At 41.8% G+C, this 16693-nt stretch carries 13 protein-coding genes; 4 read left to right on the top strand and 9 right to left on the bottom strand.

Annotation, left to right across the window (positions count from 1 at the left end):
- Positions 1–68: 68 nt before the first annotated feature.
- Positions 69–629 (bottom strand): GNAT family N-acetyltransferase, encoded by a 561-nt coding sequence (locus tag AB4135_RS13335; protein ID WP_371993708.1) that lies wholly within the window; start codon positions 627–629, stop codon positions 69–71.
- A 29-nt stretch (positions 630–658) separates the two neighbouring features.
- Positions 659–877 (bottom strand): DUF6500 family protein, encoded by a 219-nt coding sequence (locus AB4135_RS13330; RefSeq protein WP_371993581.1) that lies wholly within the window; start codon positions 875–877, stop codon positions 659–661.
- A gap of 200 nt (positions 878–1077) precedes the next feature.
- On the opposite strand from AB4135_RS13330, the gene AB4135_RS13325 reads away from it, so the two are divergent.
- Positions 1078–2703 (top strand): diguanylate cyclase, encoded by a 1626-nt coding sequence (locus AB4135_RS13325; RefSeq protein WP_371993579.1) that lies wholly within the window; start codon positions 1078–1080, stop codon positions 2701–2703.
- 239 nt (positions 2704–2942) lie between these two features.
- On the opposite strand, the gene AB4135_RS13320 is transcribed toward AB4135_RS13325, so the two are convergent.
- The 4 genes from AB4135_RS13320 to AB4135_RS13305 form a co-directional block, all read right to left on the bottom strand.
- On the bottom strand, positions 2943–3572 hold the full coding sequence (locus tag AB4135_RS13320; RefSeq protein ID WP_371993577.1) for a TetR/AcrR family transcriptional regulator: 630 nt from the start codon (positions 3570–3572) through the stop codon (positions 2943–2945).
- 248 nt (positions 3573–3820) lie between these two features.
- Complete coding sequence (locus AB4135_RS13315) at positions 3821–4813, bottom strand: lipid A deacylase LpxR family protein (RefSeq protein ID WP_371993576.1); 993 nt, start codon at positions 4811–4813, stop codon at positions 3821–3823.
- A gap of 177 nt (positions 4814–4990) precedes the next feature.
- Positions 4991–5491, bottom strand: coding sequence for a hypothetical protein (locus AB4135_RS13310; protein WP_371993574.1), 501 nt, complete (start codon positions 5489–5491; stop codon positions 4991–4993).
- A gap of 296 nt (positions 5492–5787) precedes the next feature.
- The gene (locus AB4135_RS13305) at positions 5788–8082 is read right to left on the bottom strand and encodes a penicillin acylase family protein (RefSeq protein WP_371993573.1); all 2295 of its coding nucleotides are present in this window, start codon (positions 8080–8082) and stop codon (positions 5788–5790) included.
- 178 nt (positions 8083–8260) lie between these two features.
- Here AB4135_RS13305 and AB4135_RS13300 point away from each other — a divergent pair, with 178 nt between their 5' ends.
- The 3 genes from AB4135_RS13300 to AB4135_RS13290 all read left to right on the top strand — a co-directional run bounded on the left by AB4135_RS13300 (position 8261) and on the right by AB4135_RS13290 (position 11528).
- Positions 8261–8512: a hypothetical protein gene (locus AB4135_RS13300; RefSeq protein ID WP_371993571.1), complete on the top strand. Its 252-nt coding sequence runs from the start codon at positions 8261–8263 to the stop codon at positions 8510–8512.
- A gap of 128 nt (positions 8513–8640) precedes the next feature.
- Positions 8641–9981 (top strand): DEAD/DEAH box helicase, encoded by a 1341-nt coding sequence (locus tag AB4135_RS13295; protein ID WP_371993569.1) that lies wholly within the window; start codon positions 8641–8643, stop codon positions 9979–9981.
- 392 nt (positions 9982–10373) lie between these two features.
- Entirely contained in the window at positions 10374–11528 is a 1155-nt protein-coding gene (locus AB4135_RS13290) for a tetratricopeptide repeat protein (RefSeq protein WP_371993567.1), read from the top strand.
- Positions 11529–11593: 65 nt separating this feature from the next.
- Here the strand turns inward: AB4135_RS13290 and AB4135_RS13285 are convergent, their stop codons facing one another.
- The 3 genes from AB4135_RS13285 to AB4135_RS13275 form a co-directional block, all read right to left on the bottom strand.
- Positions 11594–12931 (bottom strand): M20 family metallopeptidase, encoded by a 1338-nt coding sequence (locus tag AB4135_RS13285; RefSeq protein WP_371993565.1) that lies wholly within the window; start codon positions 12929–12931, stop codon positions 11594–11596.
- A gap of 435 nt (positions 12932–13366) precedes the next feature.
- Entirely contained in the window at positions 13367–15796 is a 2430-nt protein-coding gene (locus AB4135_RS13280) for a TonB-dependent receptor (protein WP_371993564.1), read from the bottom strand.
- 365 nt (positions 15797–16161) lie between these two features.
- Positions 16162–16647, bottom strand: coding sequence for a hypothetical protein (locus AB4135_RS13275; RefSeq protein WP_371993562.1), 486 nt, complete (start codon positions 16645–16647; stop codon positions 16162–16164).
- Positions 16648–16693: the final 46 nt, after the last annotated feature.

Raw genomic sequence — 16693 nt, 5'->3', positions numbered from 1 at the left:
TAGGTGCTAGGTGCTAGGTAAGAATAAAAACCATCGAATAGTTTCGGTGGTTTTTTTTCATCCTGTTATTACTGCTTTGAATTGATACCTTTCAACCAATCATTGCGCTGTAAGCCATAAGCAGCATGATCATACATGCGGCCATTGAGCTGTTCAGCTCGTGTTATCACACCTTCAAGCTTAAACCCTAAGCGTTCACAAACGCTGCGACTGGCTTGGTTCTCTATAGCAACAAAAGCCTCTACCTTATCCATTTTCAATTGATTAAAAGCGAGTTCAATGAGTTTAGTGACTGATCTGCTAACGATCCCCTTACCTTGATAACCTTGGCTTAGCCAATAGCCTATTTCTACTTTTCTTAATTTTTTGTCAATACTATTGAAACTGATATTACCGACCAGTTCGCCCCTATAAATGATGCCACACACTAAAGAGTTACCCGCTGCATAATCATGCAATGATTTTTCGATAAAACGCTCAAAAAATGCTTCATCATGGGCAAGTGGCGGCCATACCAGCCATTGCGCTAAATAGTCTCTTTGCAAAGAGACTATATCGAGGTATTTACCAGCAAAAGAGTGCTCAACTAAAGCCAGTGCTAAATCTGGCTCTACGTCCAATGTAAACATCATCTATCTTCCTTTCTTAAGAGGCTAAGCTATAACCCTGCTTCAACCAATTCCTTCACTCTACTTGCCTTAACAAAATGATCCAGTTGGTGTGTTTCAATCCACCAAGTCGCGACTTGCATCAATGACTGTGGATCATCATTTTTATTAGCAAAAAATGCGTAAAATGAAACCCCAACAGTATCACCTTTCTGAGCAATCTTTTTATCACAGATCGCCACTATTCTATCTCTCAATATTTTTTGCATCATATACTCTTGTGTCATTTTCACTGTTATTTAAATAGCCAAAATCATGTGAGTTGAAAGTATTTATCTAGCCATAGAAATTCTATTGTATTGCATCAATGCCAACGCCAGAGCGAATTAATTAACTACTGCTACAATTAATTCAAACTCTTCTCAGTGCATTATAAAAATGTAACGCTCATATAGGTGCAAAATAGGCTTTGAAAATCCTCAGTTTTAATCAACTTCAAATTCGAGTCTTCACCCTCATCGTTGTGCTTTTCACAGCGGTTATCTTTAGTTATCGATTTTTCATTCAAATTCCACAACTCGAAACGACCATGTTAAAGCTGTCCGAGAGAGAGTTAAACAGTATGATTTTTGCCATTAATCGCATCAATAAACCTATGACAACCCTAAATTATGACTATGCAGTTTGGGATGAAACCTTTGAGTATGTGCAGCAACCGACTTCAAAGCATAGTTTGCGTTACCTGGTGGAAAACTATTTAAATGACACTTTTATCCGCTTAGAAATAGATGGGGTATTTATTTTAAACAGCCAAGCTAAGCTACTATATTCAAAAGGTTACCATCATAAAAATAAACATGAATTGAATTTTGACTTCCATCAATTTGAAGCCTTTCCAGAAAATAAGATACTGATAGATACTCCCTATAACGGCAAAAAGGTCACCCCAAAAACTGGCGTCCTTTCAACTCAAGCAGGTCCAGCGCTCTACAGCTCAACTCCCATACTTTTATCAGATAAGAGCTTAGCTTCAAACGGTTTTCTAGTGTTCGTTCGTTTGATTAATCAACAGTTGATTGATGAGATATCCCTGTTTACAGCTACACCAGTAGTGATGACATCAATCAACAGCAAGACAGAGGCTAAAGGGCTCAAAGATTGGGATGCTGACGTTAATCTCACTCAAGTATCGCCTTTTACCCAACGAGTCATTCGCAATACCAAAGGAGATGCAATACTCAAGTTAACGCTATACCATACCAATAGCCAAGCGCCATCGATTTGGGGAGTTGGCATGATAAGCCTAGTCTTCGCCATGGTGGTACTACTAATTACTGTTTACCTTTTACTCGCAGGATTTATTATTCGACCTGTTCAACGTCTTGCCCGAAATATCAAAGCAATGGACAAAAAACAAAAATATAAAGAGCTGCCTAAGAACTACATCATTACTGAACTTAGAAAAATATCTTTTCATTTTAATGCTCTAATGGGCACAGTGCAGAGGCAAAATACTCTGCTTAGCCACCAAGTTTATGTCGATGAGTTAACGCAAATCGCCAACCGCCGTGCTTTTGAACTACACCTAGAAACACAAATTCAATTGTTAAAGCGGCAAAATATTGGTTTCACCCTCATTCTGGCTGATATCGATTACTTTAAAAAATACAACGATACATTAGGCCATTTGGCTGGTGATGAGGCATTAAAAGAAGTGGCTATATTGCTAGAGCAGCATTTTAAACGCGCAGAGGATATGTGTGCTCGCTTCGGTGGCGAGGAGTTCATTATGCTCTACAGTGATATTCCATTTGCACCGCTCGAGCGCAAGCTTGAAGAGATACTGCAAGCCCTAAAACACCGAGCGATTCCTCACCCCTGCTCAGAAGTCGCACAATATATCACCGTAAGCTTTGGCGTTTGCCAAGTGCTACCTATGCCCAACCACTCTTATCAAGGTAGCAGTTTTGTGACAGGTAAACAGATTACAGAGATGGCTGATAAGGCACTTTATCAAGCGAAGGAGAACGGACGTAATCAATATTATAAGGTGACCATAACGGCTAATGATGTCACCTCTATTAATGAGGATTAACAATTAAATAAAGAGCTAGTTCTGGCTTTACTGTAAGCAGCACTACGGATGCACTGCCATTGATATCAATACCATGAAGTAGTACAAGCTATGTTAATAGCAACAGCGTGTTAGCAGTTAAACCACAAGGCAATAAGTGCAACTTGGTTTGCTTTACTTGGTTCCATACAAAGACACAGCCCCCTTTATTGCAAGTCAGTTGGCGTAAATTGAGCGCTGCATTCTGAATGGCGTTAACATTATGACTTTGCTAAATAAGCAAATAGTACTTCTGGTAGCTCTTTGGTAAATTCAGCAGCTGTTAAGCTACATGCAGTAGCAGGAGTCAGTCTAGGGTAGAGAACTTTGTCCAATAAAGTATTTATCAACATATAGATGCTGATGTCACTTGCTTGCGAGTTATTGACTGCTGTGATCTCATTGTCAAAACGCAGTAAAATAGCAGATAGCTTTTGATAAACCACGTCCCTGCTTACCACTTTATCTGACGTTAATATTTCCGAATGTAGCCTAGAGTTTAAATGCAACGTACGAAATACACACTCCTTTTCCAATAAGAAAACATAAGTCGCGTTAACCATTTGCACTAACGCATCATGCAGATTTGAATACTCTTCACTTTCCACATCGCTAACCCACACCATTAAGTCATGGCCAAAATCTTGATACAACAAAGGCAATAGCGATTCTTTATCCTTAAAACGGCGATAGAAAGTCCCGACTGAAACTCCGGCAGTATCAGCGATATCTTTGACACTAATATGTTCGAAGAATTTATCAGCCAAGCAGCTGTGTAATGCTTGTAATAGTTTTCTTTGAGTATCTAAACTGCGCTGTTGTTTCGGCGCTAAATCACGTTCAGTTGGCATACATTAGGACAATTGAAAAATAATAAGGGCTCAATAATAACAGATTACTTTCTGCAATAGATTATTACTATATCCGCTCTGCCTGAAGCCACTGTGTCAATTGGCAGCCTAATGGACTTTTGTCACAGGTTCACGGTTTCAAACTGAACCTAAACAGTAACACCCATAAAACATATATTTCAAATTAAAATCAAATAGTTAAGCCACCCAGAATTAACATTACCATTCTAGGTTAATGCGTCTAGATATTAATAATGATAACTTATGCTTGCAGCGCCATAATTGGTGTCAGATATTTGCCCTTCGAAATGGTCGCTACCGCGCAGCGTTGAAAATAAGATCCCCCAACTCCCCCACCGCATGGCAAACCCCATACTCAATTGACCTTGCTCATTGATCAATTCAACAGAGTGGCTATCTTTGAAAGTATTACCATCAAGCGTAATATCATTTAGCACATAGCCACCATAAGCTGAAAAAAACAACATCCAGTTAAAACCTTTATCGGACATATAGGCATAGGGATTAGCACTATGGGATGCGGTTGGATTAATACTGGCGTAGGTTTCATCCAAGCCACTGCCGATCCTAAATGTTAAACCGAAGCCAGCATCAGTGCGTAAATTCCCCAGTCCAGCTTGACTGTAAAAACTCACATCAGCAGCCACACTATCTGACAGTGCTAATTGGCCAAAACGATGTAAATATTCAGACTCAATGCGAAACACAGCTTCGTTTTCAAGTTGATTATCCCAACCCTGAGGATCTTTAGCGTCGATAATTGCGTGAATAAAACTTTGAGTTTGTTGGGCTAATGAGGCTGGGCCAACGACGCCTAGATTAAGTGCAAGGCTTGTGGCGACATTGTCATCATACTGGCGTAATTTAGCTTGCCATAACAACACCCCTGCATAAGGTCTATCATCAACAAGCAGCTGGTCTGTATCAAGATCTGACGGAGTGTACATCCCTTGTAAGATGGCATAACTAATGCTGTACTGCCCCTTACTGCCCTGATTTATATAACTCCAACCGCTTGCGGCACGGATCCAAGCAGGCATATCAATATCATCAAACCCTTGAACAGCAGAATCACCCCACGCATAACCCACGCCATTACTGTAACCATCATCAGTTGGTTCAAGTACGCCGAAAGCATCGTTCTCAAAGGTAAATTGCCCCCAGTTATTTGGCTTGAATTCTGTTTCGCCAGCAGATGCAGCAGCATGAAAAAAAAGCATTAGGCCACAAATATTCAATAATAAAATATGTTTTTGCACGCAATATCAAGGTTCTAAGAAGAGATAAAGTAATTATAGGTGAGGCTGAACAAAGGGCGAAGTAAATAAGTAGCATTCTCTCTTATGGATCTCATAATTGACACTAACATCGTTTAAATAGAAGTCATAACGAGAGAATTAAAGACGAGTCAACTTTTCATCTTTTTTAAGTCTGATCCCCTCCTGGGCTAACTCCACATCAATATTACAATCCAATTGAGATTGATCGAGCTTTTCACAGCGGTTGAGGGTCAACTTATAGTGCTCATTTCTTAAGGCTGACATGACCTCATCACAGCTAAAAGATTTTTGGTTCACCTCTTTGAAACATAAGCCATGCTTACTTCCCTCATCACCATCTTTAGCCACCAAGTAATCCCAGTCATCACCCCATGACTTTATCCGCATGGTGTACTTTTCATCATCAGTGAATATAGTCAACTCAGGAGCAACCTTTACACCAAAATCCATCTCATTGATTGCATAGATACCAATATCACAAGCCACTGACTCCTGTTGAGTGTCAGCACTAAAGCGAGTACTTTCAGCTGCTAATACGATCTGAAAAGTAAGATCTTTTTGACATGCAGATAAGCTTAACAGCCCCACACTAACAACAAGATATCTAGCTAAATTCATTGAGTAATTATTCATAGGTGTAATTATTTGTATCGGATACTAACAAAGATAAAGCAGATTGTTTAGCGTCTGAGCTAGTGAGCTGGCTAGTGAATTGACGCTCTAAAATTAAACAGCCGCGAAAAACAGAATAAATAATCAGTTAAAGTGCAATTAACAAATAAATCTGCCATAACAGACTAATTATTCAGCGTTACCTCTGCTTTTTGACTCTTAAAAAAATTGCGAATAAAAGTTCACAAATATGTCGATTAAAGGCAAAAAGTGCCTTTAATCGATATATGAAGCCTAATCACCTATTGAGCACTCACCTCTATTCGGTGCAATAATTTACCGGGTAATAACGGCGTATGTTGCTGAGTCGCATATTCACTAAAACCTGCACGATAAAAATCGGACAACGGATGACCAGATTGACCGCCAGGTATGGTTAACACACCGTTTTCTTCATCGCCAGCTTGCACAATAAATCGTTGCGATGCACCAAATGAAGCTCCCTGAACGGCAGGCATATAGCTATCTCCAAAACCGCTGACAACAGGCATATCGAGCAATGCACTTAGTATCGGCATCTGTTTAGAGAAAGGGTGCTGTACTTTTAGCTGATTTACTTTTCCCCATGCTAAATCATCCATATCATTATCTTTACTGTAAGTCATTAATAGCTGCTGCTTACTTTGTAGGTAACTGCTGATCATAAACTCCGACCAATCAGCATATTGACTCGGTAACCAAGATGCGGGTTTAGCGTCTATGAGTTGCCACATAGCAGGTTCCAAATAGCGCTTAACTGGCGACAAGCTTTGTGAAGACAGGCCTAGCTGGGTTTCAAGCGGTGCAAAAGCACTATCAATCAATTGCTGTCGATATTGTCTTACCAAGGTATATCCGACAGAATCACTACAGGCGCACGCTTGCCAATTATTGAGATAACTGATGTCCTTAGCAAAGCGCTTTGGCTGAGCACTTAAAAGGCCAATTAGCTGGTGATGCCAGGACGTTAAAAACCGAGCTTCATTGTCTAACTGCAGTTGGTAGAAATCATCTACAGTAAAGCTACTTTCGGCAAATAGTCGATCTCGGATCTGCGTACTACGCGCGCCAAGGGCATAGCCACCGTCTCCCAACTCTTGATGTTGCTTTGTTGATACCACTCGGGAATTACCAGACCACAATCGCTGGCTTTTCGGATTAATCATCTGTGGCAACTTAGCGTTATCAATCAGCCAGTTCTCGGCTTGATAGTCTGACTCTTTGATTGCAACATCGCTTGGATTTGTTCTTGATGGAAAAGCGCCCGCAGGTTTCCACGCAGCATTACCTGCAGTATCAACAAGCATCATGTTTTGAATTGGGATCCCCATGTTGCTAGCGATGGTTATCGCTTGCTGCACGTCGGTTACCTTATCGAGCTCAACTAACGACATATCTACCGCATAATCGCGGTGCCCGACCCAAGACAGTGCATAATGCTGTGCTAATGTTCCTTTCACAGGTCCATACTCAGACATCAATATCTTATATTCAACCGCAGAATCCGGCAGTAAAATCTGTTCATTTTCGAATGTCAGATCTGAACTATTCTCTATTTCAATCCAATCAGCAGTATCGATGTAGGCGTTGGTAAAGCCCCAAGCCACATGACCATTACTGCCCACCACGATGGCTGGGGCACCAGGCAGTGATACGCCAGTAATACTGATATCCTCATCACTTTGTGAGTAATTAAGTTGCGCACGGTACCAAATGATAGGCACGGCAAAAGATAAGTGCATATCATCAGAGAGCATTGCCTCACCATTTTCAGTTAACGCTCCCGTAACTGCCCAATTATTACTGCCAATATCCAATGTTTCAGTTATCGACTTAGGTGTCGCTTGAGCGACATACTGAGGAGATATCAATGGGATCGCTGGTTGCTTCAAACCAATTAGGCTGCCATCGAGCGCAGCTTGATAGCGGCTAGGTTGAATAATGAAATCCAGCATCTGCACGCCAAATATCGATTGAATATAGGTAAGAGTTAGATCGCGCTTAATAGTATTGCCTTGCAGATCTAAGTACATGCTGTAGATCACTAGTAAGCTATCCGCTGGTTCCCAAGCCCGTGGTTTTGCGCCAGTAACCAGGTATTCAAAACTATTTATTGCTTGAGCATCAACAGCATCATTTACCCCTTGAGCGTAACTTTGCAAAAGCGCCAAATGTTCCTTTGGTAATGTAGCAACAATACCATTAGCTCGCTTTCTTAATTGGTGAAAACGACGGCTTTTGTCCAGCGGCAAAGCCTTCTCTCCAAATATCTCTGATAGCTCTCCTGCAGAGTTTCGTCTCAGTAGATCCATTTGAAAAAATCGGTCCTGCCCGTGGGCGTAACCTAAGCCATAAGCAGCATCTTGACGGCTATCAGCGGTAACGACCGCCGTGCCTAAGCGGTCTCGCTCAATAGTGATGCTATTACTGATTGCGTCACTATCAATCGATGCATCTAACTTTGGCAAGCTCATAAACAATAATAGGTATACTGACACTGCAGATACAAATACGATGGATAGTAACGTCACGACTGAGATTTTTATTATTTTTATCATTCACTTACCTATAATACATTTATAAAAGTTCGGTGCCGTAAACATCATAAACTGGGTTGCAAATTTGTTAAACATTATTTTCAAGCTATTCAAACATTAGTTTAAATAACTTAGACCGCGACAGCACTTGGCTTGATATGGCAAAATTGTCAGCAACATAAAACAGTACAGTTAAACCATGGCAAAACCCAATAAAAAAGGGCCGACGCAAACGGTTGAGATATTCTGCGCAAAATGCAAAGCCATCCTCTTTAAATACCGAAAAGGCGGCAAAGGCGCATTGGTGAAATGCTTTAAAGAACGCATTGTCACCGATTACACCACAGCAGCCTGTCGTTGCCCAAAATGCGACCAGGAGTTTGCCAGAGAGACAATCATTCGCGGTGCTCCTGCCTATAAATTTGTTGGTGGAAAAGTCACCATGAAATAGCCAGCTATGCATAAAAACAATATCACCCGATTACGACTACATACTGTTATAATCTATGGCAGCAGCCGCGATAACTCGGCGCTTATAACTGCAATACGCAATATCACAACTGATAACTGAGACTCACCATGCCGTTTTCTAAGCTTGGATTAAGCAATCCAATCGTTACCGCAGTAGCCGAACAAGGTTACACCAGCCCAACTCCAATCCAAGCAAAGAGCATCCCGGTGATCTTAAGTGGGCGCAACTTAATCGCCGCAGCGCAAACTGGTACAGGTAAAACAGCAAGCTTTGTATTACCGATCTTGCAGATACTCAGTCAATCGCAAACCCAGCGTAAAAAACGTATTAGAGCCTTGATATTAACCCCCACTCGCGAGCTTGCGGTGCAGGTTGAAGCCAACATTGCACTTTACGGTAAACATTTAGATCTGACTTCAATGGCCATGTATGGTGGCGTAGATGCCAAGCCGCAACGCCAGCGCCTGCTCGATGGAGTCGACATATTAGTCGCGACACCGGGTCGTTTACTGGATATGTATACCCAACGAGCGATTCATTTCGATGAGCTCGATATTCTCGTGCTTGATGAAGCCGATAGAATGCTTGATATGGGCTTTATCGAAGACATCGATAAGATCATGGATAAGCTGCCAACAGACAGGCAAAGCTTGCTGTTTTCAGCCACACTGTCACACCAAGTAAAGGCATTAGCAAAAACAACTGTCGAGCGACCAGTTGAAATATCTGTCATCGCCAATACTGACTCCAAGCCGAAAATTGAACAATGGCTAACCACCGTTGATAAAGATAAAAAATCAGCGTTATTGAGCCACTTGATTAAAGAGAACAATTGGCAACAAGCGCTAATATTTATCGAAACCAAGCAAGGCGCAGCAAAGCTTGTAAGCCAACTTGAAAAGCGCGGCATTATTGCTGAGTGTATCCATGGTGGTAGAAGCCAAGAGGTTAGAGAGAAGATCCTTGCAGACTTTAAGTCGAGTAGAATTGGATTATTAATAGCTACTGGAGTTGCTGCTCGAGGTCTCGATATCGATGAATTACCTTTAGTCATTAACTATGACCTTCCCTTTCCCGCCGATGACTATATTCATCGCATTGGTCGAACTGGCCGTGCTGGAGCCAATGGTGAAGCGGTATCTTTAGTTTCTAAAGATGATTTCAAAAACCTATGCATGATTGAAAGCCGCCTAGGGCATCTGCTTGAAAGAAGAGAGATTGAAGGTTTTGCTCCTCGAAAAGAGGTGCCGATATCAGTGTTGAACTTTAAGCCTAAATTTAAAAAGATGACGGAAAAAAACAAGGATAGCGAACAGTCAAAATCCAAACCTAGCTTAGGGACTTCATCTTCGAAGAAGCGCAATGATAACAAAGGTGCTAACAACCAATCCAAAAGTAACGCTCGCAATAACAGCAATAAGCTGCCTCCGAACCCCTGGAATACATAAGCTGTCTATGTCTAGCCCTAAAAAAGGCTGCTCACTTTAAGTTAATGCCGATCGGTTAAGCAAAAAGTGACTCATTTTGAAGTGATTTAAAACTAAGGAGGCCTGTGATAACGGGCTTCCTTAGTTTCTGGTTTTTATCAAACTACCAGTTAATCTCTTAACCGAACAGCATTTGCTCACTTTAAGCAGCCTTTTTATCTAAATGCTGAACTGAAATGACTAGAATACTTGCCTCTTTTTCAAACAGATGAAAGATTCCCCTATTCCATATTTTTAATATTTAATATTTAATATCGTTTAGTGATATTGAAAATATGGATGTTCAGAGGACTTATAAGCTAGTCTAAGTCATAAGAACAATCACAAAACTAGTCAATAAAGGATTATATTTAATGGGTCGGTATCGTACTCAGCTCTTCATTCTTATCGCTGTGATTATCATGGTTTTGAGTTTTATATTTTACCCGCAAGATAAATTTATACCGATGGAAAAAGGCGCCGTCATCGTGCTGCCTGTCAAGTCAGATCTAATGAGCCATAACGCTCTGTGGCAGCAATATGCGCAACAGGAATCTATCATAGCTCTGCTACACCAATCTAATATGCACCCGATACTTCAAGTTGAAGATGTGATTAATTTATTAGCACAAAATACTAGCTACATTGAAGATACCCGGCCACTAAAACTCTCCCAATTACTGACTCAATCAGGCGCCGCGTTAGTCGCAGAAACAACGTTAACTAAAGAGAGTGGTCGCTATCACCTTAACTATCATCTTTACGGCCCAAACCTTGAGCAAGCCGGACAGGTTAGCGCTGAAGACATTCAGTCACTCTACCTAGATTTTGCCGAATTAATTAACCAAAAAACCGGCGCAGCAGTCAGTGCTAAAAATATATCTAGTACATATTTTTTTGATAACCAGTTACTGATTCTAGCGCTGCAGCAGCTGCAATATAGTGAACGAGACAACGCTGAAGTACTGTTAGATGAGCTATTAGTGGCTAAAGAAAATAACCTCATAGCACAAAGACAGAAAGCCGAAATACGGCTTAAAAAAGGCGACTATTCCAAAGCCGATAAGTTAGTCAATGCTGGGTTAATACAGGCAAATTCAATTAATAACCGCCGTGAATCAGCTAGGCTCGGCTTAACTCTCTCTAAAAGTTATATCGAGCAAGGAGAGTTAACACGAGCACTTTCAACCTTATCGCTGAGTCGCACCCATGCTGCTAACTCCCAAGATTGGCTTTATCTGGCATATATTGCGGCGTGGGCAGGCTATGTCAATCAGCGTCTCGGTCGCTACGACATCGCAAGCCAACAATACCAGCTATCTGTGGACTACCATAAAATGGTCGGAGATCAAGCTGGACAAGTAATTGCCCTAAATAACTTAGCGCGACTCGCACTTATAGAATACAACTATTCGACGGCTTATAAATACGTCAAGCAATCAGTAGATATTGTCACGCAAAAACAGCTTGATAAACTAAAAGAAGAGACGATGTTACTGCTGAGCAAGGTCGAGAATAAGCAACAGTGAATGAGTCAAACGGTGTCAGCGGCTAAATGAGTATGAGCCGCTAATCATCGAGTATTGGTGTACCCTCAATCCCTATTAAAAAGATCCATTGCACTGGCGCTCATAGCTCTTACACCGGTTTTAATCGTTACTGGGTAATCGGGGGCGAATTGACTGGAGTGTAATGAAGGTAAACTGCTTCCCTCATCTACACTTACTTGGTAAGCGTTAGGGTCGACCGCACCTAACCAGAAGATAGTGATTGGGCGCTTTTCTGCGGTAAGACCATATAAACCAAAATCTTCACCGGCCATAACGGGCTCAGATTTAGACACATTTTCAACGCCTAACTCTTTCTCTATGCTTGTTTGTACTTTAGCTGCCAAAATAGGATCATTATAAGTTGAAGGGATCCTTTCCTCTTCGTGGACATATACCACTGGCATCAGTTCATCAGGCAGGCCTGCACTAATCGCAATCCCTCGAGTTAGGCGCTTAAGCGCATCAATTTGCTGCAAACGCACATCCGGATTATAGGAGCGAAGTGTAAGCTGCAACTTCACCTCATCTGAAATAATATTGTGTTTTGAGCCGCCATGAATTGAGCCCACAGTCATCACATTGGGTTCCAGTGGCGAAATTTCACGACTGGAAATAGTTTGCAACGCCAACACCATACGTGATGCTAGAACAACAGGATCTTTAGTCGAGTGAGGATAAGCACCATGCCCGCCTTTGCCTTTTACGGTTATATCTACCGAATCAACATTTGCCAAAGCATATCCTGGCGCTATGGCGACTTTACCCGCAGGTAGCGCTGCACTGACATGTAACCCTAGTACGTAATCAGGTGTAGGAAATTGGCTAAACAGTCCCTGCTTGAGCATCGCTTTTGCACCGCCGCCCACCTCTTCAGCCGGTTGCGCCACCATCATCAACGTACCTTTCCAATCTGCTTTGTGATTAATCATCTGCTCTGCAGTACCAATCAGGCTCGTCATATGAATATCATGGCCACAGCCGTGCATAATGCCTACAGTATTATTACTCGCATCCGTCGTCGTCACCTTTGACGCGTAAGGCTTGCCGGTTTCTTCAATAATTGGCAATCCATCGGTGTCGGCTCGGATCATCACCGTTGGACCGTCACCATTTTTAAAAATACCGATAACACCATAGCCACCAAACTGCTCAGTCACATCAAAGCCCAGTGTTGATAATTCCTTTGCCATTCGTGCACTGGTATCTTTTTCTTGATATGACAACTCAGGATTTTGATGTAGATGCAGATAGAGCTCTTCAAGTTTTGGCATCGAACGTTCAACTGAGCTGTCTAAACTTGTAACGGCTGCTATTGCACTCAATGGAGCCGTAAGGGCACATAGTAAGCCCAACGCAATAGGTGTTTTTAAACGAATTTTCATAACGATGCTTTCCCTTTCAAGTTGTAACAGAAAGGTTAAGCTAACATAACGGTTGGAGACTGTTGATCTTTTGTGGTTGTTTTGGCCGCAGTTTATTGACTATTTTAACTAGGCAGAGGTTATGCAGTTTAGTCATTGTCCGCAAATAGCCTATAACGCTGCAAAAAGTGCTTTTATCACTGCGTTACCAGCTTTTCACTTAGCTCGCTAAGCATCACCGCTTAAGTCTTGCCCTAAAAGCATTATTCCTTACGGTAAAGAATCGAACAACAACTAAGCTCGAAAGAACTACAGCCCTTAGTTTCAAGCGGGAGAACATATTTATTTTGCAACTAAAAACGGCTAATCACATTGCGATTAGCCGGCGCCAACATAGGTTCGTCAAACTAAAAAAATGCAGCCTATTGGCTGCATTTTTATTAAGTTAAGTCATTGCTATAGACGATAGGTTAACGACAGCTTAGCGTTACGCTCCTCTCCAGGCATACCACCTAAGAACATAGCTTTACTGTAATATTCTTCGTTGAAGAGGTTATTAACATTTAGCTGTACTTTCCACTGCTCAGCATCGTAACTAATTGCTGAGTCAAGTACCGTATAGCTCGGCACGTAGCCATCAGGGATCCCAAATGAACTTGAATTAGTGCTGCGATCATCAACATATTTAGCCCCTAAGCTTATGTTGAGAGGACTTGCTAGTGAGAACCAGTCTGCACCATAAGTCACCCAAGCACTGGCTGTCACATAAGGCACGCCTTTTTGACGAGTATCGTAACTGCTTCTATTGGGATCTTTCTTATCTCGTGCATCTTGGTAAACGCCGTTTAAGTTAACCATCCATTGCTCATTAATATGGGCATTTAAATCAAGTTCAACACCTGTGGTTTCCTCTTTACCATTGTAAAAGCTCTCTGGAGTTCCTGGCGCAGAAACCCCCTCTTCATAATCTGGGTTACCATATTCTAGGTTCGTTCGGGCACTTTTAAAGAAAACTAAAGACGCCAACATTTGATCTTCAAATGCTTTATAGCGAATACCTATGTCATCACTGACTGATTCAGAATCGGCACGATCCTCTCCAGTACCTTCGACTCCGCCAAGAATGCTATAAGCTGTACGCCCTTTTGAGTGGTTTACAAACAGTGACAAGTCATCTGTAGGCATATAAGTCACGCCTAAGTTGTAGGTAATACCATTATCCGTAGTATCAGCTTCAGCTGTTGGTTCAGCTCGGCTGGCCGAGTAACGTGGATCGACACCTAAGTGCTGATAGGTCTGTTTAATTTCATTAAATGCCACACCTATGCGTGTAGTAAAACCATAGCCCAAGTAACCGACATGCTGTAGACCAACACCCCATGCATTGACCTTCTTATTGTAATTACTGGTCATTAGAGGGTCGTGATCTTCAAAGCTCCCTTCTGCCCAGTTAGGATTACGAATATCATAGATATAAGGCAGTGCCCCTTGGTAAATGACATCGCCAGCTTTATTTTTAATCACTTTATCTGCGTCGTAAATAGAGTATTGCTTGAATGCAATATCTCTATCTTCGAAGTTAGCATTTACCAATAATTCGTTATCAATCTCACCAATTTGGAAGTCGTAACGCAGATCGGCAAAGTACTGCCAAGATTTCTCATCGGCCTCAACCTTACGGTACTCCTGACGACGTGCCGCAAATGGATACAGCACGCCATCCTCAACTAAAGGCGCACGTGGTTCTTCATTAATCTTTCCACGCCTGTTCCAGTATACATAATTGTAAGCACCGGTTTGACGCGCAAAGCCTGAAGTATAGTTACGGTACTGCAGCTGTTGATTCAAGAATAGGTTGTCATTGAAATAGATGTTATGAGTTAGCTTAAAACGCAGCTCTTCACCTTCATTATCTTTTGCCATCGGCGAGATAATCCCGGCATTGCCAAATGCATAAGGGGTTTGTCCATCGCTGTTAGCAAGTGAGGCGGCAAGCTGCTGTCGCTGCTCATCGGTCAGTTGCAGGCCTGCATTGTTAGGATCATTAATTAAATCTTCCCAGCTAACTTCACCTGCGCCTTTTCCACCCACAGATTCAGCGTTAAAGATTCGAATTGGGTGACCAATTGAATCTACGGCAATCGCATCTTTAATATAACTGGCGGATAGCATTAGATCTTGCGTATCGCTCATCACATACTTCAATGAGCTATAAATTTCATCTCTATCGGTACCAATATCACGATAGCCATCGCTACGCGCGGTCTTAGCCACGACTCGGTAAGCTAAGTTATCGGTGATCCCTGCGGTGCTATCAACCGACAGCGAATAAGTATCCCATTGGCCGACTTCAGCAGTGAACTCATTCAATGCTTCAAACTGCGGTTTCTTCTCAATAAGGTTGATTACCCCGCCAGCACTGCCCATACCGTAAAGACCAGTAGCAGGCCCCTTTAGAACCTCTACCGATTCAACATTAGTTAAAGAGCGAGTCGGGTTAAAAGTGTTTCCAAGACCCGCTCCACCATACATGCCGTCATAGGTATAGTTTGCACCCAAGCCGCGAATAACTAGATTGTCACCAATACCATAGTTGTTACCTGCTTGAGTAACACCACTGATATTACGTACCAAATCTTGTAAGTTATCGACGCCCTGCGCTTGAATTAATTCTTCGTCGACAATCACAACTGCCGCAGGAGTTTCCATTAGTGACATATCTGATTTAGTTGCGAGACCTGAATTCATCACAACCTGATTTTGCCTGCCATACACGGTGATCCGTTCTATAGCGTTTGCTTCAGCAGTTTCTGCCGCGTAAGTCGTCGCTGGTAAATATGCCGTAGCACATGCAATTGCTAACAAAGAATAGCGAAAATGTTTCATCCAATAACCCCACTTAAGTATTATGCGGCGTGATGATAACGATTATCATTAACAAAACAACAAGTGTAACAGCGACTGATACAGCTAAAAAATGTGCTTAGTATTGTTTTTATTAGTTTTTTACCTAAAAACTTACAAAGTAAATTATAAAAATAACACGCACTCAGTGATTAAGATCACGTTTTTACATCATTAAAGTCTGTCAATCCAAACTGATTTAGCCATTAATATGCATGACAAAATCACAGTTCTGATCTCTCTGTTACTTAGAAACTTGCAAATGGGCGGGGTAGGTTTGATGTAGGAAATAGCAACAGCTTTCTTTTGACTGCTATGTCTCAAAAGACAAAGGCATCAACTCTAGATTATCTAAAAGGGATAACTTTAGGGTGTTGCCTGCAAAACTGAACAAGATAGCCAGTTAATCGGTCATAGAGATCGTCATTAATATAGGGCAACTCTTCAACATACACTCGGCTATCGAGCTCTGTCGGTAAGATAAAGCAAGACAACCTATCGAGATCAGCAGCTATCTGTTCTTTATCAGCGACGGTTAAGTAATGGGCAAGCATGGATTGACCTAAGAAGGCCTCTCTTAGATATGCAATAAGTGCATCAAAGTTTGCATCCCAATTGAGGTTACTGTTGGTCTGTGCCTCCCACGACAGTAGTTCGATGGCACGAATTATCTCACCTTGCAGAGAGTCGGCAGAGCCCACTTGAGGCACAAGATGCTCCCAAATCCACAAAGCAACGTCGTGGCTATTCCCCGCTAAATCAACCTCTACTGGCACAGAACCACTTAAGGGTATTGCATTAACCACTGCAGTAGAGGCTGACTGTTCACTCATAATATAGGCAATTAACTGTCTGTTAAGGTGATTTATTTTCCAATGC

Origin of the sequence: Shewanella sp. 10N.286.54.B9 (assembly GCF_041468565.1) — a bacterium.
In the GTDB taxonomy this organism is placed as follows: Bacteria; Pseudomonadota; Gammaproteobacteria; order Enterobacterales; family Shewanellaceae; genus Shewanella.
The sequence above is the reverse complement of the archived record's forward strand: the minus strand, read 5'-3'. Positions and strand labels throughout refer to the sequence as shown.